Origin of the sequence: Terribacillus saccharophilus, assembly GCF_002272075.1 — a bacterium.
Classification (GTDB): Bacteria; Bacillota; Bacilli; order Bacillales; family Amphibacillaceae; genus Terribacillus; species Terribacillus saccharophilus_A.
On record NZ_NPBJ01000022.1, the window covers coordinates 1 to 26,923 of the forward strand.

The following is a 26,923-nucleotide window of genomic DNA, read 5'->3' on the forward strand; positions in this document are numbered from 1 at the left end:
TTTTTTATATGTCTAAAACATTTTTGCCCCAGCCTCTTATATTTTGGTTGAAAACGCTAAGTTATTCTAGATTTCTCCGATAGATACGCATGTAATTGTATATTATGAAACGTTGAAAAGAATATCCTGACATAAAAAAACGAGCCCGGAACTAAATCGGGCTCGTCTTACTTATTATTCTTCGAAATTACGTCCGTCGTTACGATACCATGGATAGTCAGTTCCGAATGCCACTGCCATTTCCTTGGAGCGTTTCAACCGTTCCTTGCGGTAGGCAGCACGCTGCGGCGCACCATCATGCAGCCACTTCTCTTCCGGGCTCTCCGGAAATACTTCTGGTACTACAATCGGCTGTTTATTGTCATCCAGCGCAACCATTGTTACAAACGCAGTTGCCGATACCTTTCTGTCTCCTGTGCGCAAATCCTCTGTCACTGCTTTGACAAATACCTCCATGGAGGTATTATTCGTCCACGTAACAAATGCTTCTACACAGATTGTATCTCCTACTTTTACCGGTGCAAGGAAATCTACACTGTCGGTTGAAGCTGTTACAACAAGCTGTCTAGCATGGCGGTATGCAGCAATTGCCGCTACGTCATCGATATGAGCCATAAGCGTTCCTCCGAACAGCGTACCGTGGCTGTTCGTATCAGGAGGAAGTACATGGGACGTTTTAACTGTCAAAGATGCGATACATGGTTTCGATTTCACTATGGGTTCCTTCTTTCCGCCATACTTTAGGCTACAAGATCGGGGAGATCAAACGCGAAAGGGATTCTTTGAAACGGATCCAATTTGATCTCTGTTTATATAGTTTATGTGAAAGCTGTGTTGATAATAGGATATCCTCTTCGAATTTTTCTTTCAATACCCCTGCCGTATTTTGATCATATAAAAATGCATTCACTTCAAAATTCAGGCGGAAACTTCGGACATCAATATTAGCTGTCCCGACAGAAGATATTTTATCATCTACAACAATCGTTTTTGCATGCAGGAAGCCATTTTGATAAATATAAATTTGGGCACCTGCCTTGATTAAGTCGCCTGCATTTGAGTAAGTTGCCCAATAGACGAATGGATGATCCGGCTTGTTCGGAATCATAATCCGGACGTCTACCCCTGACAGCACAGCAACCTTCAGAGCATCTGCCAGACTCTCATCCGGTATGAAGTATGGCGTCTGGATATACACATACTTCTTTGCAGAGAGAATCATCTTGATATAGCCATGCTTGATTTGTTCCCATTCTGAATCAGGTCCGCTTGAGACGATCTGCACTCCCACATTACCGACTGGTTCTGACAAATAATAGCGATCTTCATACTCAATATCATGCCGGGAGGCTTGGTTCCAGTCTAGAATGAAACGTGTCTGCATTGCTCTTACGGCTTCTCCGGTGATCCGCAGATGCGTATCACGCCAATAGCCGAATTTACGATCATAACCTAAATACTCATCCCCGATGTTAAAGCCGCCAATATAACCAACCTTTCCATCGATGATTGCCAATTTCCGGTGATTTCGGTGATTGAGCTTCAGATTGATCTTCGGAATGAAGGACGGGAAGAAAGCTTCGATTTCAACACCGGCTTTCACGAGCCTGCGAACATAGTTCTTCTTGATACTTCGTGACCCCATGTCGTCATACAAGAAGCGTACTTTCACGCCTTCTTGCGCCTTTTTAATCAGTACATCTGCCAACCGTTCGCCAAGCTTGTCGCTTCGTACAATATAATACAAAAGGTGGATATGGTCCTTAGCCTGTGAAAGATCATGCAGCAGCGCATGAAACTTCTTCTGGCCATCCGTGAACAGCTCCACATCATTCCCTTGCGTCAAAATCGCATCATCATTACGCAGATGCATGTAGGCAAGATCCTTGTATTCCTTGACCGCCTCCTGTTTATAGACGAATGTATCTTCCTCGATGGCGCGCAGTTGGGCCTGTACTTGTTTCTTAACCCCAAGTCTGGATTTCGTATCCCAGGTGAATATCTTGCCCGAGAGCTTGCGGCCGAAGAGCAAGTAAATTACGAAGCCCGCAACCGGAATAAAAACGAGTACGAGCAGCCATGCCCATGTAACACTGGCATCACGCCTTTCCAGGAAAACAATCGCTAGTGCCAGGAGAATATTTATGATAGTTAATAATCCTAATAAATACGCAAATATATGCACATGAGCGTCTCCCTTCATATGTAGCATATCTCCAATTACCCATACTAATATATAGTATCACATCAAGCATTGACAACTTCTTGTAATCCAAAAGAAACAAAAGTATTGAAAAGCGTCAAATCCAACCTTACACTTAAATCATACAGAGATAGAAAGAGAGGCGCTTAATAATATGCAATCGCAATCATCCAAGTCCGGTGTCGTGTATGCAGCAATCGCATACGTGATGTGGGGCATACTGCCGCTTTTTTGGAATTTACTAGGGGAAATAGATGCAGGTCATCTGTTGGCTCACAGAATCGTCTGGTCCTTTGTCACGATGATACTTGTGGTCCTTTTGCTAGGTAAAATCCGCCCTTTTTTCAAACAAATAAAGGATTTATTTTCAGATAAACGCGCGTTCTGGGGTCTGTTCGCAGCTTCCTTGACCGTAAGCCTCAATTGGCTCGTCTTTATCTGGGCGGTAAATTCCGGACATGTTCTGCAGTCCAGCTTAGGTTATTATATAAATCCACTGATCAGCATTTTGCTTGCGATGATCGTCCTGAAGGAAAAAAGCACCCGCTTGCAAATTGTCAGCTTCATCCTTGCCGCTCTTGGAGTCATTTATCTGACCTTCAGTTATGGTGTGTTTCCTTGGGTATCTTTCCTGCTGGCAATCAGTTTCGCTGTTTATGGCCTATTGAAAAAAGTCGTGACAATTCCGCCGATGTTCGGTCTGACAATCGAGACGATGTTCGTCACTCCGCTGGCCATTTTGTATCTGCTCTTTGTGCCTGCAGCACATAGTGATCCTATTCCTACAGGTACAGCGATTATACTATTCTTGTCTGGGGCTGCCACAGCCGCACCGCTTCTGCTGTTCGCCCACGGAGCCCGCAGACTTTCTTTGACACAAATAGGTTTGCTTCAATATATTGGACCAACACTCATGCTTCTCTTAGGTGTCACTTTATTCGGTGAAGCATTCACCCATGCACATCTGATTGCTTTTTCATGTATTTGGGGCGCTCTAGTCCTATATACCATTTCAGGCATCCGGCTGAAGCGCCTGACCACAAAGCAGCTCAATCAAGCCCAAACTGCAAAATAAGCCACCTTTATTTACGAAAAGGTGGCAAGAAAAGCAATAACACAAATAATCCACATAAGATAGTAGCAAAGATATATAATATCCCTTTGATGATCTCCGCTTGAAACAATAAGGAGAATACACTGGTAACAAGCAGCAGCAAAGCCGTTACTGCGGCTGGGATGAATAAAACGAACGGGTTATTCGTGAAATGTCGCAGTACACCGATACTAAGCAGTGCAATTCCAGAAAAAGCTAACAGCAGCAAGGAAAAATCCATACCTGCACCTCCTGCTGTTCAGCTTATTCAAGAACTGCCCAAACGGTTAAAAAATACCGGCAATTCCTGCCGGTATTTTTTTAAAACTGCCGTTCTTCCTCGACTTCCTGTTTTGCATCATAGATGACAAGTTTGCTAGGCGTATTTTCCTTAGCAAGTCCTTCCGCTTCCAGAATGGCATCATCGCGTGTGCTGTGGTATTCCGTCGGTGCTACATTTTCGATCTTCACGTACCAGCCAGACACATCTTTATTCGGGACAACACTGTATTCTTTCATAACTATGTTCCTCCTTCATGCTTTTATAGATTTTGTTCCCAGCTGTCCATCTCGTGAAACATCACGTGCCAGCTGTTCCCACTATTCAACTTCCTTTAAATCTAGTAAGATATAATTTTACGTCCAATTTACATTTGTATTTTACCGTATACCCCTGTCTAAGGAATTTAACAGCGAGAGTACGTAATTATATTTCTACCAAACGAGGGTGATGATGCTTGCAAAAAAGAAAGATTTACCTGATTATCGCATCGTTCCTACTCGCTATCGTCATCGGCGCAGTGATTGTCTTTGCTGCATCTGATCAAAAAGCAACAGTCACCAATGCCCCTACAGAAGTCGTTCCAAGTGAAACTGATTCCTCCGAAAATCCTGATGAAGACCCTACTGTATCTGAAGAAGAAGCGGATAATTCTTCAGACATAAAAGATGCTTTCCAGCGATTGCTGAAGGATACGCTCGGTCTCTTCATCAAGGAAGATCTGCATATTACAGCTGTAGGTGATAGTTTGACCCAAGGAGTCGGCGATGAGACGGAGAATGGCGGCTATGTCGGAATTCTTCAGCAGACCTTTGAGCAGACGGACGATCGTGTGAAAATTGATAATTTCGGTAAGCGCGGTAATCGAACAGATCAGCTGCTGAAAAGACTGAACGATCCTGTCATATCAGCTTCCATTGAGAATGCTCACGTTGTCCTGATTACAATCGGCGCCAATGATATTATGAAGGTGACGAAGGATCACTTCACCGAATTGGATTATGATGACTATAGCGCGGCTATGCCAGCTTATGAGGAACGAATGAAAGAAATATTCGACAAAATCAATACGTTGAATCCTGATGCTGAAGTATATTTGATTGGCTTTTATAACCCGTTCGAGGAAAACTTTCCGGAACTCAAGGATCAGCTTGGCACTATCATTGATGAGTACAATGCCATAGGAGAGCAAGTCACAGAGGAAGAAGATCAGCATTATATTGAAACAGCCGATTTGTTCCGTAACCAGACAGGAAGTTTGCTGTCTGATGACTTCTTCCACCCAAATGAAGTCGGGTATGGAAAAGTTGCAGAACGGGTATTAGAAAGCATTAAGCCCGTTATACAGGAAGATGATGAATAGGCAGGTGATGTATCGTGGAAAACAGGAAGAACGAATCTCAGCCACCGAAACAGCGTGACTGGAAGAAATACTTTAAAATATTAGCTATTGCGAATGGTATCATCCTGCTGCTTTTATTGCTGCTCATTTTCCTTCCGGCATTTAGTCCAGCACCAGAGCCGCCGAAGGAAGCACAATTTGACAGCTCTGACTCCTCTGAGTTCACAATCAGCTCAACAAAAGCAAATGTCAATGAACTGATAAATGCATATATCGATAAAGAGCTTAATGATAATTCCGATAATTATTCTGTTGTATTAGGTGATGATGCGGTGGAGCTAAGCGGAGGTATTACAGCATTCGGCGTGCGGATTCCACTGCAGATGACGCTCGAGCCGCAGGTACAGGATAACGGAGATCTTTTGCTTGTACAGCGAGATATATCACTCGGCAGTCTTTCCCTGCCAAATGATAAAGTACTCAAATATATAGATAGATATTATAAAACGCCGGAGTGGGTAACCATTAATCCGGATGAAGAATCCATCTATGTTGCTGTTACCCAAATGGAATTAGAGAACAATTTCCATGTGGAAGTAGAGCAATTTGATTTACCGAATGATAATCTGAGCTTCAAGCTGTATATTCCGAATGATACATTCGGTTTATAATCAAAACAGGGTATCCCTTAAAGGGGATGCCCTGTTTTTTTACTGAATAAGCTTATTCTCATGAACATAAATTGCAGCTTGTGTCCGGTCCTGCACCTCGAGCTTACTCAGAATATTGCTGACATGCACTTTCACTGTCTTCAAGGCAATGAACAGCTCAGAGGCGATTTCCTGGTTCGACCTGCCCTTGGCGATCAAAAGCAGTACCTCTTGCTCTCTTGCTGTCAGCGTATCATGCAAAACGGGAGCTTGAGGCTTTCGCATGCGTGCCATCACTTTATTCGTTACTTCTGGCTCGAAGACAGCTGTGCCATTATATGTAGATCTGATTGCCTTCGCTATCTCAGAGGCCTTGGATGTTTTCAGCAGATAGCTGGCAGCTCCTGCTTCCAAGGCTGGATACACTTTATCATCGTCCAGGAAACTTGTGACGACAATCACTTTGGCCTCGGGCCATGCTGCGACAATTTGTCTGGTCGCCTCGATACCATCCATTCGATCCATCACAAGATCCATCAAAATGATATCCGGACGCAGATCGAGTGCCAGCTGTACTGCTTCCTCTCCGTTATCTGCTTCCCCGATCACCTCGATATCGGCTTGCGTGGATAGATATGCTGAAACACCGATTCGGACCATCTCATGATCGTCTACAAAAAGTACCTTGATCATGCTTCTTCTTCCTCCCTGTCAAGCATCGGAACGCGTACCTCCAAGCGTGTACCCTGCTTCGGTACACTTACTACCCGCAGATGGGCGCCGATTTCCGCTGCTCGCTCCTTCATATTTTGTAAACCATATGCTCCCGGCTGTTCGGTTCCCACTTCAAAACCGACACCATCATCCTGAACGAGCAAGATGATGAAACTGTCACGCTGCAGCAGTTTGATCGACACGCTTTCCGCTTTTGCATGACGCAGTGTGTTGGAAACCGACTCCTGTACAATTCGGAACAGCTGATCCTCGATACCTTTTTCCACAGGAAATGTATCCAGTTCCCATTCGATTGATAGAGGTACCTTTGCCCGCAGATCCTCCAGGAGCAGCTCCATTCCTTCCTGCAGCGTTTTTCCTTTCAAGGCAGCCGGTCTTAGGTGAAGAAGCAGTGCCCGCATTTCCAGCTGTGATTGCTGAACCATTGCTTCCAGTTGCTTCAGTGCTTTAAACAGCGGTGTCACTTCTTCTTCGGATTCGGTCAAAGCAGAAATCAGCATAGATGCTGCAAAAAGCTCCTGACTGACAGAATCATGCAGCTCTCTTGCCAGACGATTCCGCTCCTCGGACACGATACGCTGGACCTCTTCCTCGCGATCGATTACTCGCTCGTTTGTCAGCTTCTGCGCAAGTTTAGCCTGTTCGTTCATATAAGTCTGAAGCCGTTCAAGTTCAGCCCATGTATGCTGCAGCTCGGATAAGCTGAAACTGCGTTTCTTCAATGGCTGCTGGCCTTCTCGGATGCTTTCCATTTCCCTAGCAGCTTGATGCCAGCGTTTACGCCAATACAGCCCGGAGAACAGACCGAGAATAGCACCAGAAAAAAGAACAAAGAGAGGCGCAGCAATCAAAAATGGTACGGTGCTTTTATGCATCGTCCAGATATCCGTCCAATCATCCATTGGGAAATCGACAATGTACAGCACAGCCAATCCTGCTAGCAATAGCAGACTGTACAGCATACCGAAGCCGACATGGCGTTTCACGATATTACTCATACGCGCACCACCTCCAGCTTACCGGCTACTACACTCGTAACAATCTTAATGCGCTGGGATGAATGCTGATAGCCTTTCGTACGCATATGAATGACTTTATTCCAGCAGTTCTGTTCTCTGTGGTCGAAAATCGCGACTGAGCCGTAAACAACTGAATGATGAACATCCACTTCAATATCATATGGAACAATGATTCGTACATTTCCGAGTACTTTTCGTACCATCAGGACTGCCTCTTCTTTTGGCAGCACTGTATAATTCAAATCGATGATTGTATCACCTATGAACGACTGGATATTCGTATCCTGCCACTCATAAACGCTGCAGCCTGCAGACTGAGCGCCAAACCAGCTGTTTTGGAATAGAGACTTCTGTTCGAATACCTGCTCCTCTGAGGCGGCCTGATCAAAGGAAGGCTGATAAGTTTGCGGTTTACTCGTTGTATTGTCATGGATTTTCGTAAAGTAATAGATGATCCCTGCTGTCAGTACAAGATAAAAAGCGAATGATTGCAATAAACTCATGGCGACTATGAATATACCTATCCAAAACAAAATCGTTCCTTTACGACCGGATAGCTGCCGCTTTCCAAGATAGATGAACAGAATACCCAAACCAATTCCGATCAGCACACCTGTCCCCGACAGCAGTAATTCAGCCACAAAAACGACAGCTGCTGTGATCAGCAGCCAGCGGATCATATCATTAGGCTTCACTCCGAGGCACTCCTTTCATGCGGCAAGTGTAAATAAGGAAGCACACAGCCGCCTGTGTCCTTCCTAGATTACCATGATGTGCCTATTTTAACTAGATTTCTTCTCGAGATCTGCAAGCTTGGCATCCAGCGTCATTTTCCGATAATCTGCATCCACTTTCCGTTCTAAACGATCGATATAACCTTCTAGATCATTAAATTTGTTAGTAGCAAATTCGAATTCCGGTTTATGCTTCAAAATTTCATTCATGCTCCGATGAGCTTTTGCGACATTCTCCCGCTCTGCAAACTCCATTTTCTTTACATAAAGATCTTTCAGCTTATGCTTCATCTGCACGTATTTCTTCTCAAGCTCTTGCAGGTCCGTGCTTGCTTTTTCCATCATCGCTTTAATCTTGTCTGCGCGCTCCTGATATTGCTCGCGTTCGTTCTGCGCTTGTTCAGCAAGTTCTGCTTCCCCTTGCTCGGCAGCAAGTTTTGCCTGTCTCTCGCGCTTATCCGCCATCGCCTGCGCCGCATGGTACTCCTTTGTGAAATCATGCTTGAGCTGATATTGCTTTTCGATCAATTCGCGAATCTTTTTCGCTTGCTGCTCACATTGACGGATATACTGGCTGAGCTGAACCGTCGGATTCTTTTCTTCCTTCTTATCTAAAATTTCATGAAAATCTGCTGCTACCGCCTGTTTGATTCGAGTAAAAATGTTTTCCATGTGTACCTCTCCTTTTTTGTTTAGAATATATCTTCGACAAGGGCCAATACTGGGATGAGCAACGCCAAAATCGGGATAAATGCCCAAATCCATGTGTTATCCTGCCGATTCGGCTTTGCCTTCTCCTTGAGTTCCTCCACTTCCAATTCCAGCACACGTATCCGCTGCTCCAAATAATCGTCCACTATACTCCTCCTTTTAATCACAGTGTATAATCGAACTTCTCTGCTTCCTTATCCTTCTTCCAAGCTCGATACAAGTAATACAAAACCGCTAGAGCAACCAACCCGATCAACGCCGGCAGATTGGAAAGTGAAATGCATACACCAATCCCAATCACTACACCCCAGCCAATCTTGGCACCGACACTATCAGTCAGGATGAACCTCCTCAACCCGTAATAGCCAATTGCAACACTGATGGCCAACACAAGCAGCGAGCCCAGATTCGCCAGAAGCACTGCAACAGCAATAACCGCACCGATTATCAATAACACCTTCTTCATCAAGCCTCTCTCCTTCCTTTCATACTCCTAGTCTACCGCTATCCCCGCTCCCCCATAACGACCCCAAGCCATAACTTGAATAAGACTTTGGTCGTATGAAAGGCGGAAGAAACCGTTTAGAAACGAAGCGGTAAGCAAGGGAGCCCGGAGTGGGGCGCTTTTCCCCACGCAGGGATTCATTGCTTACAGCGCAGTTTCTGGTTTCTGGAGCTAGATCATATGAAAGGCGGAAAAAGCCGCTTAGGAACGGAGAAGGAAGCGAGAAAGCCAGGAGTGGGCGTCCTTCACCACGCAGGGATTTATCGCTTCCGGCGCAGTTTCTGGCTTTTGCAGCTAGACAACACGCAAGACATAAGAAACTGTTTAGAATTGCAGAGATTCTTCTTTCCCCGTTAAAGTAAAGCAACAAAAAAACGTCCGTAGATTCGATAATCTACGAACGTTTCTGATTTGTTCTTGAACTAAGCATCCACATTAAATATGAAATTTCCGCTTCAACTTTTCTGCCCACTTTTTAGGCATCCTATACGAAATCAGGAGTAAAATAGAACCTAATAAAGTAGACGGAAGAAGTTCATCTACAGAATGAAAAACGATATTTTCAGTATTTGAATACCTGCCTACTATAAATTCAATTCCGATGAGAAGAATAAGAATCGAAAAAATAATATATCCGCTTTGACGGAACCAGCTTCTATTTCTTTTAAATATAACAATATTTATTCTCAGCAATAACAAGGTGATCACAAGGAGCGGGTATGCTGTCTCGACAGACCATCCGGCATATCCGTTGATTAGGTCAAATCCTAATAACCCAAGACATATTGTTATCAATATGACGATAATCTTATCTCTTTTTCCTTTTACATAACCAAAAGCAACGTACAGGAAGCTCCAACTTATAAGGATAGATAAGTTGCTATATAAAGACCAGGTCAATGATTTATTCAATATGATATCTATGAGTGTAGGAATGAGGAAACCCAGAATCATCAAAACACAGAGAACACGATACACAACACGTATGAAAAAGTTAACTAGGTTCTCATATAAACTATAATATGTTGGAAACCCGTTCGTATCTAACAACTCTTCATCGCTTACTATTTTTGGTATATAGGTAAAGCATAGCGGACAAGGAACTTGGTCCTTTTCAACACTCACCCCGCACTTAGGACAGTAGGCCATTAATATGCACTCCTGTTGGTTTCAATTTTAATTTGTACGCCTTCTTTAACTAATTTTCTAAAGAACATTCTTTCTACTAGCCGATCATTCGACAAATTACCAAATGTAATATACATATCATCTTTGTAGCTTATTACTCCTGCTTTTATCTTGTTACCGATACTTGGCGGGGGATAAAATTCAAACCGCTCCACATGTTTTTCTAATTCTTCTTCAAGTGATATTACTCCTAAATTGGAGATTGAGCTTGTATACAAGTTTTCTCCGAACCTAGCATGCACCATTGGAGAAATCCAATCCTTCACAAACAAAGGCAGCGCCCGAAGCAGAAAGTTCCTTTCTCCCCTCACCCCGCGGGCAATTAACCTTTTTAACTGTTTATCATTTAAATATCTTTTTAGTTCTATACTAATCGTTTCAATGATATCCTCAAAACTATATGTACCTAGACGAGGATCGATCGTTACCGGAACACTGACAAAGAAATTTTTTAATGTATTCGTTTCAAAGAAATTACGCAAGTTGACAGGTACATTTATTGTAATAGGTTTTCTTGTTTTCGAATTTTGTGCTTGAATATCAATCAATATTTCAACATATAACGCCAACAAATAAGTAGTGATACTTGTTTGGTATTGCTTTGCTATGTTCTTTAATACTTTGATCTCTAACTTACCAGTTGTAACATGATACACGCCTCTTTTGTCCAATCTTAATGGAAGCTTATATGCTTTATCCAAAGTGTCCTGCCAGTTTGGAACCATCTTTTCGTAATGGTGAAAAAAGGCGTTATCAAAGTTAAAGTCACTTATTTTTTTTCTTATACAGGGAACAATGACGCCTTCTTTTTTCAAGTAGTTGCTTATTAATAGCTTTAAAAATTCTATTCCTCCAGTACCATCCGTCAACATATGGGATAGTTCTAAAGAGATTTTTTTATTATAGTAAAGTACTCTGTAAGGAAATGTGTTGCGACCTCTGAAAAATAGATTGGAACAAGGGTAATAATGCTCTTCAGATACAGTAGGAATAGTTGATGTTTTTTCGAAGTAGTACCAAAATACGCCTCTTTTTACGATAACTTTAAAAGAAGATATCTCTTCTAATGTTTCCTCTAAAGCCTCTTGAAGAAATGCAGGGTTGATCGATTTGTACATACTTACAGAAAGACGAAAGACAGTGGATACCCTGGAAGAAACAGTAGAAGCATAAAGCTTACCAGCACTATCTAGTTTGTACCACTCTGTTTCCATGCTAATATCCCCTCTTTATGCTTGGTTTCTCAATTTTGTTCCTGAGTTTAAATTGCAAATAGGACGATCTCATTTTAAACATAACCATAAAATTGTACTATATTCTAGATCATAATTTTTTATCTATTTATCTCAGGTTACCTTATATGAAGTTTTTTACAAACTAAAAAAGAACTCCATTGACAAAATCAACGGAGTTCTTGCTTTCAATTAGACGTTTTCTGAACATCAGACAGTATCATCTGACTCTTCGGCATGCTTGGCATGGAGGAATGACTATAGCTATAATCCTGTTCAGATACATTATATTGCAGGCGGTTTACAAGAAAATCAACGCTCACTTCCATCACTTGTATTGTAACCCATTCTCCTGCACAGCGATGTCCCATGTCAAAGTCCCCGCCGCCCTGCGGGATAAAGTCAAACGGGCTTTCTTTCCAGTCAAGGAACCGGTCGGGACGGAATAGATCCGGCTGTTCCCATAAATGCGGATCATGATTATTACCATACAAGTCCAGCAGAGTCAGAGTGCCTTCCTTGAATTGATAACCTTCCCACTCGAAGTCCTGTTTCACTTTCGCCATGGTAGCCGGGAAAAATGGGTAGAAGCGGCGAACTTCCTGTACGAACCGACGGATGCTGCCATCTCCTTTTTTCAGCCGTTCTCTTTCTCCCGGAAACTGATGCAGGGCAAGTGCAGCAAATGCAATATAAATGCTAATGGCTACAATCGGCCGCAGGATATTCAGCACTTCTACAGCAACTACCCGCACCGGAAGCAGTTTCCCGTCACTATCCCGATGCTCGGAAAAGACACGGAGTGCACCTTCCTTCGTCGCATGCAGATTCCCGTTCCTTACCTGCTCGACAAGTCCGGCAATCCAGTCCTCTGCTTTAGAACGAGAGGTTCGTCCTTTCCAGTGGGCAGGTCCTACGGCTGCTGGCGATTCGAATAGGCAACGCATTTGCTCTGTCCTTTTGTTCGCATCATCCAGCGGAACCCCTGCCCAATCACATGCCACCTTCATCAGGATCTTCTGCGATTCTTCATATAACGTTAACTGATCGATTTTTTCCCACTGCTCGCTGGTCTTCTCCCATTCCGATTCCAACAATTTATCGAGCTGTTGCAAATGTGTTTTTGTCATGATAGACATGAACATCGCCTTGCGGTTACGATGCTGTTCCCCATCTAATGTCTGCACGCCACCTTCACCGAACAGTGTTTTGACAAGCCGATTTGGAGCAGCTCCACCACGAATGAACTTATCTGGGTCATAAAAGAGTGCTGCACCTTCCTTCCCACCAAGACAAATAGCCTTTTTCCCGAGCAAGGTAGTCTCAAACACATTTGATTGAAAACTTTTTCTCCGATGCAGAATGAACTCATAACCTTCCTTTAAAAATGCAAGACTATGATCTAATCCTTCTTCCTTCGGCATGGACATACAACGTCACCCTTCCCTGTTTTGCTTGTCTATTTCCCTGGTATCAGAGCTTAAAAACGAAAAGCACCATGCTTATTTTTCCTAAGCAAGGTGCTTCCTATGTATTAAAACGCTACATAAAATGGGTGCTGCTTCTCATCGAGACAGCTCTCGATCCGTTCTAGAAAATTCCCCCAGGTAACCATTGTTTTGACTTGTTCAAGCGGAAAATAGCCAACTTCCAGACTTTCTTCCGAAGGCGTACAAACACCGCCAATCTGTTTACCAAGGAAAAGTGTATTGCAAATACTTTTCTCTGCATTCTGATAGATACCGCAAAACTTGTTCACTTCAATATCGATTCCGCTCTCTTCCTTCACTTCCCGAATCACTGCCTGGCTTAGTGATTCTCCTTCTTCGACTTGGCCTCCCGGCATTTCCCAGCCTCGCCTTGGTCCTTTGATCAATAGAATATCCCCCAGTTCATTCCGTACGATTGCCGCTGCGGAAACAATATGTTTTGGTGGCATCTTCGTTCCCCCCTTCTTGTTTCATTCCATTAAAAAGCTGTTTGCTCCTGCCTCCATAAAGATTTTTTATGTGCATTCTTTCTCTAGAGCAATAATGTTAAAATCTTTGCAAAGGGGGCTTTCCAATGCTTGAGATCATTCTTCTTGGAGTTGCTTTAGCTGCAGCGCCTGGTCCTGACTTTCTGCTTATGACACGGAACACATTGTCACAAGGCAAAAGATTAACCTTCGGTTATTTCTTCCACAAGCAAACCAAGAATATCGCGTAACTGATGGTTATATTCAATCATTCGGAACAAGAAACAATACATCGTTATATGGTGTAACACAGGCAGAAATAGAGGGAAGATTAGTGAATTTTTCATTATAAAAAGGGCTGTATAACCCTTTATTCGCTTACTTCTTTTAGAACGAATGCTTGTGTAGCGCCGATAAAAATAAAGGCAATGAGTGATATCATAGCTGGGATAAGAAGAAGAGACAAAGATGTAGAAGTACTAACAAATAGACTCGCAAAAAAGGAGATAAATGCAATCGTATAGTATGGATTAATAGATATGGTCACTTTTGAAGTATCTCTTACAAAAAGTGTGTTGCTTCCTACACCATGTTGCTTAACTTTTAGTCTTATGATTCCTTGGTCTTCTTTCGGTTCATACGTGTATGTGTCACCAACGGATAACTTTGTTATAGGTTTATCATTTATATAAAGTTTAACGCGACCAAGGAATCCCAGATAACCAAATTTTTTTCTGATTTGAATTGTCATTTAGATCACTCTTTCTTTTTAGAAATAGTCATGAAGAAAGCGTAACATAATTTATGATTTGGAAATACAAGTAAAAGAAATTGAGGGATTCATCGCATCGATTCGTTATCGACTTTGGCCATTGTTAATGTCGGGCATTATTTTCTATTTGTTATACCAATTTGCTTATAATCCTCATGCTCATTCTATATTGGGGCTGTTCATTGTTTCCTGGATACCGCTATGTGGCGTATGGTAAATCACTTTATTCGAGCGTGGAAGTACAGAGGAGAGCCAGGAACAGCAGAATAACTGATCCGGTATCAAACAATCAGAGACTTCTACGGCATCTATTTGTTCTTTCTAGTGATTGGTCGGATTTTGAAAATCGTTTCGGGTGTGATTGGAATGGTACAGTAATCCAATTTGTGATTGTTATTGTAGGTTTTTTCAGAAGAAAAGAATCAAGAAGTAGCAGCAACGTTTTGAATAAAAAGAAGATCATCATTTACTGATGATCTTCTTTTCTTATTTATTGAGGAATTTTAATGAGAATATCGAGCTGCCAAGATCCCCTTCTTTACCGGCAGTTTCATTGTGATGCTGGTCAGCATAACCTACTAAACCACTCATTATTATTGCACCGATAAGTAGTAATGAGAAAACTAGCTTTTTCATACAAAACCCTCCTTTTATAGTAGAGCCAATACATAGTATTTCGTAGCAATTTCATACTGATTATTCTCAGTATAATATTGAGCTAATTCCTTAGAAAACCGCCTTACATTATAGTTATCGTTAATTTTTCTAAAGTAATCTATGCCTTCCTGCCATACACTTTCAAAATTAAGTCGATCCTCATATTTTTTGTGTAGCATAGCAAATTCCCATTTTTTCGCGATATCGCCCTTCTCAATACTTGTGTTAAATCCTTCGGTATAAGCATCTAACGCTTTGGCATGTTGATTAGTCTTCCAATAACAATCAGCAAGCAAGTATAGGATTTTTAAACGGATACGTTCTTGATTCCCTTTCAGCGCTTCTTCCAGATATCGTATTGCAGCTGCCGGTAGATTGCTTTTTACATATAAAACGCCAAGGTTAAGGTTTGTCGAAGTGATGAAGTTATGGTTTTCGAGATTTTTAAATGATGTTAAGGCTTTATGGAGAGATTCTTCTGCTCGATCGTAATTGTGAAGGTCTACAAAATTTAGACCTTGCATCATTTCTGTACGAGCAAGTAAAAATTCAAATGTCTTGTGAGGTCTAAAGGCTTCTGCTGCTTTTTCGCCATGAAGTACTGACAATGATGTAATGTCGAGATAAAAATATGTCATTGCTTTGCGGAGATGAAATTCACCGATCTCTACTGAATCCTCTATCAAATGCAGGAGTTTTTCAGCTTTTTCAAAACAGTTAAGCGCTTCTTGGAAACGGTCTTCATCGTAGAAAATAATACCTTCTGCTATGTGCATATGGTGCCGCTGAATATCATTGAAATGGTCTAAGTATTTCTTAGCATTATCAAGGGATGCGGCAGCTTCTTTAGTGTTTTTATTCATGAGATAAAAGCGACTTTCAACTAAGAAATAGGTGATGAGATTATGAGTATCATAGTCATTAATAGAACTCTTCAAATCTCTATGGATGGTTGCAGCAGCTTCTCTTTTATCCAGACGGATACTTATGAGCCAATTGTCCAATTGAGCTGCAATATCGGTATTCCCCAAGATATTCTGTCCCATAGTGCTAAGCTCCTTCAAAATAGTTATTTATTTATCAATTTTACCATTTTTTGTCGGTTGTTGGGTTGGGAAAATCAATGGTTGGAATGGAAGCGTAGTATGAATTTAAAAGACTGAGTTTCCTATAATGATGCACTTTAAAAGAGGTTTAACACGTTCTGATAATGAGTAACTTCCCGCAATTCGCCAGCACCGACCAACTGCATAATCCTTTTCTGCTTATCATTTGCTTCCTGCTCGGCAACAGCGCATGGTACATTGCTGCTTGTCGGCATGAAACGTATCCGTGAGATTGTCGTCAAATTCCAATCTTATTTGGATGTGGTGTTCGGTTTTGTCTTCCTTATCTACGGCGGGAAAATTGTCTGGGATGATGTGATACGTAAAATTAGTCTTTCTGCTCGCTTGCAATAAAAGAAGCCCTACCTACTGGCAGGGCTTCCTTCATTTACTGTTTTTTGAATTTCGCTAAAGCGTCCGCTAATGCAGTATTGGCGAAGCTATCATCTTGCTGGTTCTTTTTCAAATACTTCTGTACATCACGCTTACTCGCTTTATTGGTTTTCTCTTTCTTGCGGCGGTCGTTGAACGTACTCAATTTTTCGCGGTGTCCGCACTTACAGAAGAAGATCTGACCTTCCCCTTCACCACGCAGTTCCAAACGTTTATGACAGTTCGGACAGCGGGCATTCGTCGTTTTGGCGATATTTTTCTTATGTCCGCATTCCCGGTCTTGACAGACGAGCATACGACCGCGTTTACCATTCACTTCAAGCATCAATTTGCCACAATCCGGACATTGCGTGCCAGTCATATTATCGTGCTTGTATTTATGTTCGCTGTTCTTGATCTCGGTGACGACTTCTTTCGCATACTGCTTCATTTCGGAAATGTATTGCTGCTGGTTCAGCTTGCCTTCTGCAATAGCACTTAGCTTCATTTCCCACTCTGCAGTCAATGCTGGTGATTTCAAGTCTTCCGGTACAAGCTCAAGCAGCTGTCGGCCTTTGGAAGTCATTTTCAGATACTTGCCTTGTTTCTCGATATAGAATGTATTGAACAATTTATCAATGATATCAGCACGTGTCGCAACTGTTCCAAGTCCGCCAGTCTGGCCGATCGTTTTGATAAGATCTTTGTTCTCACCAGCCATGAAACGTACCGGATTTTCCATCGCATGAAGCAAGGTACCTTCTGTGAATCGTTCCGGCGGTTTCGTCTCGCCCGTCGTCATCCGATACGTAAGTGACCACTCTTCGCCTTTTTCGACGTTCGGCAATGTTTGATCGTCGTCAACTTCCTCGTCATCAAAGCGGTTTGCATAGACTTCTTTCCAACCCTGCTTTTGTACGATTTTACCTTTGGCAGTGAAGGTTTCCCCAGCTGCTTCAACTGTCAATGTTGTTTGTTCATATTCAAATGGCGGGAACAGGACGGCGAAGAAACGCTTAATCACCAAATCATAGATTTTCCGTTCCTTATCGGAAAGATCAGCGCCATACGCATTTTGATCTGTTGGTATGATCGCGTGGTGATCGGATACTTTCTTATCGTCTACGAATGCCTTTGTCGCTTTGATTGGTGCATTCGTAATTTTAGTAGCCAGTCGGCCATAGCTTCCCACACCCGCAGCTTTTACTCTGTCCTTTAGCGTTGGGACGATATCAGAAGAAAGATAACGCGAGTCCGTACGCGGATATGTGAGCAGCTTATGACGCTCATACAGCTGCTGCATGATATTAAGTGTCTCCTTACCGCCAAATCCGAACAGACGGTTTGCATCGCGCTGAAGCTCTGTCAGATCATACAACTGAGGAGCATAACTCTTCTTCAGCTTTTTCTCTACTTCTTTCACTGTACCCTTAACCTGATTCAGCTTCTGAAGTACCTGCTCCGCCTTATCTTTGGAGAACGTACGCGTACTGTTATGCTTCTGATCCTTCCAGATTAGACGCAAACCTTTTTGCGTCTTGGCTTCAATTCCGTAAAATGTCTCTGGCTTGAAGTTCTTGATCTCTTCTTCACGCTCATGAATCATCGCGAGTGTCGGCGTCTGCACGCGTCCGCTGGATAGCTGTGCATTGAACTTTGTTGTCAAAGCGCGTGTCGCATTTAATCCGACATACCAGTCTGCTTCGGATCGGGCTACCGCTGCTTTATAGAGATTTTCAAACTGCTTGCCGCTCTTCAGGTTTTTGAACCCATCCTTGATCGCCTTGTCAGTTACCGAAGAAATCCAAAGCCGTTTCACCGGCTTGTTTACACGAGCTTTCTCTAGGATCCAGCGTGCAACAAGCTCCCCTTCGCGACCTGCATCTGTCGCGATGACAATATCACTGACGTCACTTCTGTTCATTTGCGTTTTCACTGTACTGAACTGTTTGCCAGTTTGCTTGATCACAACAAGCTTCAGTTTTTCCGGCAGCATCGGTAAATCTTCTATCTTCCAAGTTTTATATTTATCGTCATATGTCTCAGGGTCCGCCAATGTCACTAAATGACCAAGCGCCCACGTTACAATATAGTCTTTTCCTTCCATATAGCTGTTCGTCTTCTTCGTACAACCCAGAACACGCGCTATATCGCGGCCGACAGAAGGCTTCTCTGCCAGTACAACCGTTTTACCCATGAAAACATCCTTTCTCGAATCACTTCCTATAGTGTAGCACATGGCGGCTTTTTTCGGGAGCGAGCGGCATGACAAAGGCAGTGCCAGCGCACTGCCTCAACTTACTGTTTGCAATATTGTTTTGTTGATTTCTTAATAAAGTAACTATCCATATCGCATCTCACATTATTATCTAATCAAACGAATTCCATATCCAGTATTTTGATTTTTCTACAAAATATCCAACATTGACTTACACCTAAAATTCCCGTAAGCTTAAGGCATGCGTGACATTTTTGATCATGGAGGAAAAGGTATACATGATAACGGTAAATAATGTAGGTCTACAATATGGCGACAAAAAACTATTTGAAGAAGTTAATATAAAGTTCATCCCAGGAAACTGCTACGGTGTTATCGGTGCGAATGGTGCCGGAAAATCCACTTTCTTGAAAGTACTTTCTGGTGATGTCGAGCCACAGGTTGGTAACGTGGCAATCGGCGACGGAGAACGTCTAGCCTTCCTGAAACAGAACCACTTTGGTTATGAAGAGCACCAAGTTTTGCAAACGGTCATGATGGGTCATGAGCGTCTCTTCAAGATCATTGAAGAAAAAGATGCACTATATGCAAAAGCTGACTTCTCTGAAGAAGACGGTATGCGTGCTGCTGAACTTGAAGGTGAATTTGCTGAGCTGAACGGTTGGGAAGCAGAATCTGATGCTGCAGTTCTATTGAAAGGTTTAGGTATTCCTGAATCTTTGCATGATAAAAAAATGGCTGAATTGACTGGTTCTGAGAAAGTGAAAGTGCTCCTTGCACAAGCTTTGTTCGGCAACCCTGATGTTTTGCTTCTGGATGAGCCTACCAACGGACTTGATTTGCAGGCGATTCAATGGCTGGAAGAATTCTTGATCAATTTCGATAACACAGTTATCGTCGTATCCCACGACCGTCACTTCTTAAATAAGATTTGTACACATATCGCGGATGTTGACTTTGGTAAAATCCAGCTTTATGTGGGTAACTATGACTTCTGGTATGAGTCCAGCCAGTTAGCTACACAAATGGCACAGGATGAGAACAAGAAAAAAGAAGAAAAAATCAAGGAATTACAAGCCTTCGTCGCGCGATTCAGTGCGAATGCTTCCAAATCGAAGCAAGCGACTTCCCGTAAGAAGATGCTTGATAACATTACATTGGAAGACATCAAGCCTTCTTCTCGCCGCTATCCGTATGTAGGGTTCCAACAAGAGCGCGAAATCGGTAATGATGTGCTGACTGTTAAAGGCATTACGAAGACAATTGATGGTGTCAAAGTACTGGATAACGTCAGCTTCACAGTCGGTCGTGAAGATAAACTAGCTCTAGTTGGCCGCGATGAAATCGCGAAAACAACTTTGCTTAAAATCATCATGGGTGAAATGGAGCCTGACGCTGGTGAGTACAAATGGGGTATCACGTCTTCCCAATCATACTTCCCGAAAGACAACTCCAAATACTTTGATGGCGTGAACTTAACTTTGGTTGAATGGCTTCGTCAATACTCTCCTGAGGATCAGACAGAGACATTCTTGCGCGGTTTCCTAGGCCGTATGCTTTTCAGTGGTGAAGATGCACTGAAAGAAGCGAACGTGCTTTCCGGAGGAGAAAAAGTTCGCTGTATGCTATCTAAGATGATGCTGAGCAAATCGAACGTTTTGGTAATGGATGAACCAACGAACCACTTGGATCTTGAATCTATCCAATCCTTGAACGAAGGTTTGATCAAATTCAAAGGTGTGCTTCTATTCACTTCCCATGACCAACAGTTTGTGAACAGTATCGCTAACCGCCTGATCGAGATCACTCCGACAGGTATTGTGGATAAAGAAATGACGTATGATGAATATGTTTCTGACAAAAAGCTGCAAAAAGAAATCGCAGCAATGTACAGCTAATCAATCAAGCTCCAAGGCTTTCTGCTTTGGAGCTTGTTTCTTAGGAGGCAATAATGTCTTATACAAGTAATATAGAGACGCCTTTAGGTAATGTACAGATCACAGCAACAGATCAATTTATAACAAGTATCTTATTCGGCGATACGCTGCCAAATAATAACAATTCACTTACAGAACTGGCTCGAACACAACTAGAAGCCTACTTTTCTGGTGATATCACCAGTTTCCAGCTTCCGTTAGCCATGAACGGTACCGCTTTTCAACAGCGAGTCTGGGAACAGGTCAATCAGATACCATATGGCAGTTCAGCTTTTTATAGTACGATTGCCGAAGAGGCAGGAAATGAACGCGCCGTTCGGGCTGCAGCCAGTGCAGTTGGACGAAACACATTCGCCATTGTCGTCCCCTGCCATCGAGTTGTCGGCAGGAATCGGATTGTAACAGGTTACCGCTGGGAGCCGTGGCGTAAGAACTGGCTGTTGGAATTCGAACAACAAAGGAGCAGATGACAGATGAAAGTACTTGTAACAGGAGCTGCCGGCCATATCGGCAAAAATCTTGTAAAGGCTATCCACCAGGATTACGAATTGGTTTTGACGGATATCAAACAGGATGAAGAACTAGATAAACTCGGATTGTTTCAGCAAGCAGACCTCGCTGTCTTAGAAGAAGTCTTACAGCTGGCAAAAGGTGTGGATGCCATCGTCCATTTAGGCGGGATTGCCACAGAGAGCACGTATGAACAAATCAACCGAAACAACTTTAACGGAACCTACCATATATATGAAGCAGCCCGAAAGCACGGCATTAAACGTATCGTTTTCGCGAGCAGCAACCACGCTGTCGGCTTCCAACCTATCAACCAATCGATCGGTCCAGATGCGTCTCATTTGCCTGATACATACTACGGTTCCAGCAAAGCATTCGGCGAGAACCTGGCAAATATGTACAATAAGAAACACGGCATCGAAACAGCCAGTCTTCGCATTGGCAGCTATTTGGAGAAACCTTCTGAACACCGCAACCTGAATACGTGGATCAGCGTGCGTGACATGAATCAGCTGATTGTCCGCTGTCTGGAGGCGGAACAAATCGGTACGAGCGTCTTTTATGGCGTGTCTTCCCTTCATAATGATTACTTTGATAATCGAGATGCAGCCAAAATCGGCTATGATCCAGAAGACAACCCTGAAGATTACCGAGAAGAAATTGAAAATGTGAAGATGGAGAACGTGACCGATTATATCGGTGGTATGTTCACCAACTTTGGAAGATAAGTTGAACTATCCTGCCAGTCTAATTGACAGACTGGCAGGATAGTTCTTTTTTTACATTGATAGTAAAGGAATCTTGTAACTTACAGCGAAATTCATACGAGAGCAAAATAAACAATAGATAGGATGTTGAAGATGGTACACGGAATCAATTCTTATATCGTTACAAATGGCAATGGACAAGAAGCAGTTAAATTATATGAGAATGCTTTGGGAGCTCAAGTACTAAGCGTAAAAACTTTTGGAGAGATGCCGGAAGACCCTAACCATCCAGTACCCGCTGAAGCGAAAGATCGCGTTTTGCATGCGCATTTAAAAGTGGGAGGTTACGATCTTATGCTATCTGATACATTCCCTGGTCAACCTCTCGAGCTAGGCGATCAAGTAGGAATCGCCGTAATTACCAGCTCTCCAGAGGAAACAAAGGATGTGTTTGAAAAACTATCAGTCGGTGGTCAAGTAATCATGGAACTACAGCAGACTTTTTGGAGTACTTCGTATGGGCAGGTTAAAGATAAATTTGGTGTAACGTGGCAGATTAACACACAATCTGAACACAATTGAGCATGAGCTATTCTCTTATACAAAAAGGCTGTCGGAACTATTCCCGACAGCCTTTTTAAAATGTGGTACATTCACCTGAAGATGTTATTTACTCTTATTCTTTATATTTCCAGATAGTTTCAACGCTTCCTTCAGCTGATTGAACGAACCACCCTTACCATACATCAGAACACCTCCGCGATACACTTTGGCTGATATCCAGGCAATGAGAAGAATTGTTGCTACAAGGATGGCTATTGATAAAGCTATTTCCCAAGAAGGTACACCCAGCATGCCGATACGCAGGAACATGATCATCGGCGTAAAGAATGGAATGTAGGAGGCAACAACGATGATTGTCGAGTCTGGTGCGTTAAGTCCGTACATGGCAAGGAAGAAAGCACCCATCACCAAGAAGATAATCGGACTTACAAGCTGCTGGACATCCTCCATCCTGCTTACCACCGAACCGAGCCCGGCACAGATGATAGCGTATAGGAAGTATCCCAAAATAAAGAAGATCAATGCAAACGTTAATGTAACTGGCGAAGCATTCGCTATACCAATAAAATCGAAGAAACCTCCGCTTAGTTCCTGACCACGAATCTGGACCATCACATACACAGCAACTGCAATCAATGCCAATTGAGTGAGCCCCATCATGCCAATGGCAAGAATCTTAGCGAACATTTGACTTACTGGTGAAGAACTAGAGATTAAAATCTCCATTACTCTAGATGATTTTTCATTTGTGATATCTGTTGCAATCATCATACCGTAAGTGATGACACTTATATAAAGCGCGAAGACTAAAATATAGACAAGTCCATATGATCCTGCCAGCTCTTCTTCTGTCTTCGCTTCTTTATCAAGCGACTGACGTTCAAAAGAAACCGGCGCATAAATTTCCTGCATGGCAGCTTCGTCCACACCGGCCTGCGAAGCAGCCTGGGCAACTTTGATCTGCTGCAACTGTGCTTCCATATCATCGCTAGTGCTGTTTGTCAGCTGCATACCGTAAAAGACGGCCTCCGGCAAGTTCTGTTCTGACTGATTCAGGACGAGCAGCCCTTCATATTCTTCATTTTCAACAGCCTGCTTGGCTTCGTCTTCATTACCATCGAAAAGAATAGGCTGATAGTCTTCAGCACCACTGCTCAATGCTTCGTAAAGCTGCTGGTTTTCTGTTTCATCAATTACCGCGACCACTGGTTCTTCACCTTCACCGGTAAAGCGTTCAATGATATCCGGTATATAAAAAATGCCGCAAATGATAAGCAAAAAGATCGCGCTGGATATAATGTAACCTTTTGTTTTCACGCGGGATAAATAAGTATGTGAGAATACAATCCAAAATTTACGCATATGATTCACCTGCCTTCTCGATGAAGATGTCATTCAAAGTAGGTTCTTCCACTTCAAATTTATTGACAAATCCCTTCTCCGTCAGCAGTTTCCACACGACAGGTGCATCCTCAGAAGAAGCAATCTGAAGTTTGCATCCCTGCTGCGTCTCCTGATATTTCACAACCCCTGCTGTTTCTGACAAGAAGGTCAAGTCATAGTCTGCTGAAATAGTTATATTCTTCTTGCGGAAAGAACGCTTGATCTCAGTCAAATCTCCCTCTACGACTGGTTTGCCATGCTTCATGATGCAAAGGAAGCGGCATAATTCTTCTACATGCTCCATTCGGTGGGAAGAAAAAATGATGGAAGTTCCAGATTGTTTTAATTCGATAACGGCTTTTTTCAGCATTTCCACGTTAACTGGATCCAGGCCAGAAAAAGGTTCATCCAATATCAAAAGCCGTGGATTATGCAAAACAGCAGATATGAACTGTATCTTTTGCTGATTCCCTTTGGACAGCTCTTCCACTTTTTTATTTTCGTACTCTGTTATGTTGAATCGCTCCAGCCAGCTTTTAAGGGCTTTAACACTGTCTGCCTTCGCCATGCCTCTAAGCTTGGCAAGATAGACGAGCTGATCCTTTACGGTAAGCTTTGGATAAAGGCCGCGCTCCTCCGGAAGATATCCTATCTCATTACTTTGTGCGTATGTAATCTTTTTGCCATGCCAAAATATCTCCCCCTCCGTATTCTCCAATAAATTAAGAATCATTCGGAAAGTAGTCGTTTTACCAGCTCCATTAGCACCTAAGAAGCCAAACATCTCCCCTTCTGGTATTGTCAGCGTCAGCTGATCCACTGCAGTATGTTTACCGAACCTTTTGGTCACATTTTTCAATTGAAGCACCCGAACCATCCTTTCTTTCTCCTCTTACTAAATGTACGAATGGAAACTGGAAATGTTTCACTATATCACAAGAATGAAACAAGTCGATATGATAGGCTTAACAGACCTTTTATCTTTTGTAATGTTTTCCTAAGAAGCCAATAGAAAAGAGTGCAGAGAAATTGTGAATTTCTCTACACTCTACATATAAGAAACAATTGATTTATGCTTGCTTTCTTGACCTAATCAACTCTGCAACTTGCTGTCTGTCTCCTTGATGCAAAGCATCTACGATCTTACTTCCGACGACCACTCCATCACAATACTGGCTCAGTTCCTTCACATGCTCTGGCGTAGATACTCCAAAACCGGCCAGCACGGGCGCCTTGCTAATTTCCTTCAGTTCCTGCAGATGCGTGCCCAGCTGATCGACGAAGGTTGCTCTCTCCCCTGTTGTACCTGCTACTGTAACCGCATAAAGGAAGCCTTCTGCGCGCTCAGCGAGTGCCCGAATTCTATCAGGCGTGCTTGTCAAAGCGACCAAACGGATCAGCGCTATTTCGTGCTTCTGAAGGGCTTCGACAACAAGTCCTTCCTCTTCAAGCGGCAGGTCAGGCAGGATAAGACCGGATATTCCTGCTGCTGCACATGCAGAAGCGAAGGCTTCCACCCCATAAGCGAAGACTGGATTCAAGTAAGTCATAATAACAAGCGGCACATTGCGGCTGGCTTTTTCCTTTGCAACCTCATCCAGTACTGCCTGGACAGTCGTGCCAGCTTCCAATGCGCGAATTCCGGCTGCTTGGATAGTCGGCCCGTCTGCGACTGGATCCGAAAAAGGCAGCCCCAGCTCGATAGCCGTTGCGCCGCTGTCCGCTAGAAAACGAATGCGTTCATTCAAGCTTTCCAAGCCACCATCACCTGCCATTATATATGGTACGAAAGCTTTCTCCCCAGCTTCAGATACTGTTAGAAATGCAGCATCGAGTTGCGCTTTAGTCATGAAGATTCCCTCCTGTTTCATGTGCTTCCCTGATCGTGTTCACGTCTTTATCACCGCGCCCTGATAAACAGACGACCAGCACATCCTCTTTATCCATCACTGGTGCCAGTTTTTTGCAGTATGCTACTGCATGCGCACTTTCCAAAGCAGGTATGATTCCTTCTGTCCTGGATAATAGACGTACAGCCTCCAGTGCTTCTTCATCGGTAACGGCATCATATGTTACTCGTCCAGCATCTTTTAAATAGCTGTGCTCTGGACCGACACCAGGATAATCCAATCCGGCTGAAATCGAATGTGCTTCCTGCACCTGACCATCGTCATTTTGCAGCAGGTAAGACAATGATCCATGTAATATTCCAGCTTTCCCTTCCGTAAGAGAAGCAGCATGCTTACCTGTCGGCAACCCCATACCTCCAGCTTCCACACCGTACATTTTTACATCACGATCATCAACGAACGGGTAGAACATGCCGATTGCGTTACTTCCGCCTCCAACACAAGCAACAATCGCTTCTGGCAGCTTGCCTTCTGCCTCGATAATCTGCTTACGCGTTTCATCGCCGATGATCCGCTGGAAATCTCGGACAATTTGCGGGAATGGATGCGGACCTGCAGCTGTACCAAAGATATAATGCGTATCTTCTACATTCGCTGTCCAGTAGCGCATTGCTTCGTTCACTGCATCCTTCAATGTGCCGTTACCTTGATCGACTGAGACGACCTGTGCGCCCAATAGCTCCATCCGATAAACATTCAATGCCTGCCGTCTGACATCTTCTTTCCCCATGAAGATAATGCATTCCAATCCAAGCAATGCACTGACCGTTGCAGTAGCCACTCCGTGCTGGCCAGCGCCTGTTTCGGCAACTACCTTTTTCTTTCCCATTCGCTGCGTCAGCAACGCTTGCCCGATTGTGTTGTTGATCTTATGCGCACCTGTATGGTTAAGGTCTTCCCGCTTTAAATAGATTTTTGGTCCTCCAAGAATCGCAGTTAAACGTTCTGCATAATAAAGTGGTGTCTCCCGTCCTACATACTGTTTCAAGTAATAGCGCATCTCTTCTTGGAATGCAGGATCCTCTTTTGATTCTATGAATGCTTTTTCTAGTTCCAAGATGGCTGGCATTAACGTTTCTGGTACGAAACGGCCCCCAAAGCTTCCGTAATGCCCTGTTTCTGTCGGATATGTTGCCAT

32 protein-coding genes are annotated in these 26,923 nt (G+C 43.2%); 9 read left to right on the forward strand and 23 right to left on the reverse strand.

Going from position 1 to position 26,923, the window contains the following annotated elements; all coding sequences use genetic code 11:
- Positions 1-174: 174 nt before the first annotated feature.
- Together CHH48_RS11190 and cls are read right to left on the reverse strand one after the other, a co-directional pair.
- The gene (locus tag CHH48_RS11190; RefSeq protein WP_095219259.1) at positions 175-714 is read right to left on the reverse strand and encodes an acyl-CoA thioesterase; all 540 of its coding nucleotides are present in this window, start codon (positions 712-714) and stop codon (positions 175-177) included.
- Between the two features lie 31 nt (positions 715-745).
- Positions 746-2,185: a cardiolipin synthase gene (cls, locus tag CHH48_RS11195; RefSeq protein WP_095219271.1), complete on the reverse strand. Its 1,440-nt coding sequence runs from the start codon at positions 2,183-2,185 to the stop codon at positions 746-748.
- Between the two features lie 172 nt (positions 2,186-2,357).
- Here cls and rarD point away from each other — a divergent pair, with 172 nt between their 5' ends.
- Positions 2,358-3,278, forward strand: a complete 921-nt coding sequence (rarD, locus tag CHH48_RS11200) for an EamA family transporter RarD (protein ID WP_095219258.1) — start codon at positions 2,358-2,360, stop codon at positions 3,276-3,278.
- 7 nt (positions 3,279-3,285) lie between these two features.
- Here the strand turns inward: rarD and CHH48_RS11205 are convergent, their stop codons facing one another.
- Both CHH48_RS11205 and CHH48_RS11210 read right to left on the reverse strand, forming a co-directional pair.
- The gene (locus tag CHH48_RS11205) at positions 3,286-3,537 is read right to left on the reverse strand and encodes a hypothetical protein (RefSeq protein WP_095219257.1); all 252 of its coding nucleotides are present in this window, start codon (positions 3,535-3,537) and stop codon (positions 3,286-3,288) included.
- A gap of 80 nt (positions 3,538-3,617) precedes the next feature.
- Positions 3,618-3,815, reverse strand: coding sequence for a DUF2188 domain-containing protein (locus CHH48_RS11210; protein WP_095219256.1), 198 nt, complete (start codon positions 3,813-3,815; stop codon positions 3,618-3,620).
- Between the two features lie 218 nt (positions 3,816-4,033).
- Here CHH48_RS11210 and CHH48_RS11215 point away from each other — a divergent pair, with 218 nt between their 5' ends.
- Positions 4,034-4,939 carry a GDSL-type esterase/lipase family protein gene (locus tag CHH48_RS11215; RefSeq protein ID WP_095219255.1) on the forward strand — a complete coding sequence of 302 codons (906 nt, stop codon included), beginning with the start codon at positions 4,034-4,036 and terminating at the stop codon, positions 4,937-4,939.
- A gap of 14 nt (positions 4,940-4,953) precedes the next feature.
- Complete coding sequence (locus tag CHH48_RS11220) at positions 4,954-5,589, forward strand: YpmS family protein (protein WP_176466426.1); 636 nt, start codon at positions 4,954-4,956, stop codon at positions 5,587-5,589.
- 39 nt (positions 5,590-5,628) lie between these two features.
- Here the strand turns inward: CHH48_RS11220 and CHH48_RS11225 are convergent, their stop codons facing one another.
- The 10 genes from CHH48_RS11225 to CHH48_RS11265 all read right to left on the reverse strand — a co-directional run bounded on the left by CHH48_RS11225 (position 5,629) and on the right by CHH48_RS11265 (position 13,631).
- Positions 5,629-6,261 (reverse strand): response regulator, encoded by a 633-nt coding sequence (locus tag CHH48_RS11225; RefSeq protein ID WP_095219253.1) that lies wholly within the window; start codon positions 6,259-6,261, stop codon positions 5,629-5,631.
- On the reverse strand, positions 6,258-7,301 hold the full coding sequence (locus CHH48_RS11230) for a sensor histidine kinase (protein ID WP_095219252.1): 1,044 nt from the start codon (positions 7,299-7,301) through the stop codon (positions 6,258-6,260). The genes CHH48_RS11225 and CHH48_RS11230 overlap by 4 nt, the downstream gene beginning before the upstream one ends.
- Positions 7,298-8,017 (reverse strand): cell wall-active antibiotics response protein LiaF, encoded by a 720-nt coding sequence (liaF, locus tag CHH48_RS11235; RefSeq protein WP_095219251.1) that lies wholly within the window; start codon positions 8,015-8,017, stop codon positions 7,298-7,300. The genes CHH48_RS11230 and liaF overlap by 4 nt, the downstream gene beginning before the upstream one ends.
- 87 nt (positions 8,018-8,104) lie before the next feature.
- Entirely contained in the window at positions 8,105-8,728 is a 624-nt protein-coding gene (locus tag CHH48_RS11240) for a PspA/IM30 family protein (RefSeq protein ID WP_095219250.1), read from the reverse strand.
- 20 nt (positions 8,729-8,748) lie between these two features.
- A complete protein-coding gene (locus CHH48_RS19545) occupies positions 8,749-8,913 on the reverse strand; it encodes a hypothetical protein (protein ID WP_175073405.1) in 165 nt (54 codons plus the stop codon).
- A gap of 17 nt (positions 8,914-8,930) precedes the next feature.
- On the reverse strand, positions 8,931-9,233 hold the full coding sequence (locus CHH48_RS11245; protein ID WP_095219249.1) for a lmo0954 family membrane protein: 303 nt from the start codon (positions 9,231-9,233) through the stop codon (positions 8,931-8,933).
- 474 nt (positions 9,234-9,707) lie between these two features.
- A complete protein-coding gene (locus CHH48_RS19935; protein ID WP_095219248.1) occupies positions 9,708-10,421 on the reverse strand; it encodes a DUF6320 domain-containing protein in 714 nt (237 codons plus the stop codon).
- The gene (locus CHH48_RS11255) at positions 10,421-11,674 is read right to left on the reverse strand and encodes an alcohol acetyltransferase (RefSeq protein ID WP_095219247.1); all 1,254 of its coding nucleotides are present in this window, start codon (positions 11,672-11,674) and stop codon (positions 10,421-10,423) included. The genes CHH48_RS19935 and CHH48_RS11255 overlap by 1 nt, the downstream gene beginning before the upstream one ends.
- Positions 11,675-11,880: 206 nt before the next feature.
- On the reverse strand, positions 11,881-13,122 hold the full coding sequence (locus CHH48_RS11260) for a cytochrome P450 (protein ID WP_095219246.1): 1,242 nt from the start codon (positions 13,120-13,122) through the stop codon (positions 11,881-11,883).
- Positions 13,123-13,226: 104 nt separating this feature from the next.
- Positions 13,227-13,631 (reverse strand): NUDIX hydrolase, encoded by a 405-nt coding sequence (locus CHH48_RS11265; protein WP_095219245.1) that lies wholly within the window; start codon positions 13,629-13,631, stop codon positions 13,227-13,229.
- Positions 13,632-13,756: 125 nt separating this feature from the next.
- On the opposite strand from CHH48_RS11265, the gene CHH48_RS19550 reads away from it, so the two are divergent.
- A complete protein-coding gene (locus tag CHH48_RS19550) occupies positions 13,757-13,900 on the forward strand; it encodes a hypothetical protein (protein ID WP_176466425.1) in 144 nt (47 codons plus the stop codon).
- Positions 13,901-14,019: 119 nt separating this feature from the next.
- Here CHH48_RS19550 and CHH48_RS11270 read toward each other — a convergent pair whose 3' ends face one another.
- The 4 genes from CHH48_RS11270 to CHH48_RS19560 all read right to left on the reverse strand — a co-directional run bounded on the left by CHH48_RS11270 (position 14,020) and on the right by CHH48_RS19560 (position 16,399).
- Positions 14,020-14,400 (reverse strand): hypothetical protein, encoded by a 381-nt coding sequence (locus tag CHH48_RS11270; protein WP_095219244.1) that lies wholly within the window; start codon positions 14,398-14,400, stop codon positions 14,020-14,022.
- 507 nt (positions 14,401-14,907) lie between these two features.
- The gene (locus CHH48_RS19555) at positions 14,908-15,057 is read right to left on the reverse strand and encodes a hypothetical protein (protein WP_176466424.1); all 150 of its coding nucleotides are present in this window, start codon (positions 15,055-15,057) and stop codon (positions 14,908-14,910) included.
- Positions 15,058-15,071: 14 nt separating this feature from the next.
- Positions 15,072-16,124, reverse strand: coding sequence for a tetratricopeptide repeat protein (locus tag CHH48_RS11275; protein WP_095219243.1), 1,053 nt, complete (start codon positions 16,122-16,124; stop codon positions 15,072-15,074).
- Positions 16,125-16,261: 137 nt separating this feature from the next.
- On the reverse strand, positions 16,262-16,399 hold the full coding sequence (locus tag CHH48_RS19560; RefSeq protein ID WP_176466423.1) for a hypothetical protein: 138 nt from the start codon (positions 16,397-16,399) through the stop codon (positions 16,262-16,264).
- On the opposite strand from CHH48_RS19560, the gene CHH48_RS19565 reads away from it, so the two are divergent.
- Entirely contained in the window at positions 16,398-16,538 is a 141-nt protein-coding gene (locus CHH48_RS19565) for a hypothetical protein (protein ID WP_176466422.1), read from the forward strand. The genes CHH48_RS19560 and CHH48_RS19565 overlap by 2 nt on opposite strands.
- A 34-nt stretch (positions 16,539-16,572) precedes the next feature.
- Here the strand turns inward: CHH48_RS19565 and CHH48_RS11280 are convergent, their stop codons facing one another.
- Positions 16,573-18,753, reverse strand: coding sequence for a DNA topoisomerase III (locus CHH48_RS11280; protein WP_095219242.1), 2,181 nt, complete (start codon positions 18,751-18,753; stop codon positions 16,573-16,575).
- Between the two features lie 299 nt (positions 18,754-19,052).
- On the opposite strand from CHH48_RS11280, the gene CHH48_RS11285 reads away from it, so the two are divergent.
- From CHH48_RS11285 to CHH48_RS11300, 4 genes are all read left to right on the forward strand, one after another.
- Positions 19,053-20,672, forward strand: coding sequence for an ABC-F family ATP-binding cassette domain-containing protein (locus tag CHH48_RS11285; protein WP_038563882.1), 1,620 nt, complete (start codon positions 19,053-19,055; stop codon positions 20,670-20,672).
- A gap of 53 nt (positions 20,673-20,725) precedes the next feature.
- Positions 20,726-21,181 (forward strand): methylated-DNA--[protein]-cysteine S-methyltransferase, encoded by a 456-nt coding sequence (locus CHH48_RS11290; RefSeq protein ID WP_095219241.1) that lies wholly within the window; start codon positions 20,726-20,728, stop codon positions 21,179-21,181.
- A gap of 3 nt (positions 21,182-21,184) precedes the next feature.
- Positions 21,185-21,949, forward strand: a complete 765-nt coding sequence (locus tag CHH48_RS11295) for an NAD-dependent epimerase/dehydratase family protein (RefSeq protein ID WP_095219240.1) — start codon at positions 21,185-21,187, stop codon at positions 21,947-21,949.
- A 132-nt stretch (positions 21,950-22,081) separates the two neighbouring features.
- The gene (locus CHH48_RS11300; RefSeq protein ID WP_095219239.1) at positions 22,082-22,510 is read left to right on the forward strand and encodes a VOC family protein; all 429 of its coding nucleotides are present in this window, start codon (positions 22,082-22,084) and stop codon (positions 22,508-22,510) included.
- An 84-nt stretch (positions 22,511-22,594) separates the two neighbouring features.
- Here the strand turns inward: CHH48_RS11300 and CHH48_RS11305 are convergent, their stop codons facing one another.
- The 4 genes from CHH48_RS11305 to trpB form a co-directional block, all read right to left on the reverse strand.
- Positions 22,595-23,854, reverse strand: coding sequence for an ABC transporter permease (locus CHH48_RS11305; RefSeq protein WP_095219238.1), 1,260 nt, complete (start codon positions 23,852-23,854; stop codon positions 22,595-22,597).
- Positions 23,847-24,752, reverse strand: coding sequence for an ABC transporter ATP-binding protein (locus CHH48_RS11310; protein WP_095219237.1), 906 nt, complete (start codon positions 24,750-24,752; stop codon positions 23,847-23,849). The genes CHH48_RS11305 and CHH48_RS11310 overlap by 8 nt, the downstream gene beginning before the upstream one ends.
- Positions 24,753-24,945: 193 nt before the next feature.
- Entirely contained in the window at positions 24,946-25,725 is a 780-nt protein-coding gene (gene trpA / locus CHH48_RS11315; RefSeq protein ID WP_095219236.1) for a tryptophan synthase subunit alpha, read from the reverse strand.
- Positions 25,718-26,923, reverse strand: coding sequence for a tryptophan synthase subunit beta (gene trpB, locus CHH48_RS11320; RefSeq protein WP_095219270.1), 1,206 nt, complete (start codon positions 26,921-26,923; stop codon positions 25,718-25,720). The genes trpA and trpB overlap by 8 nt, the downstream gene beginning before the upstream one ends.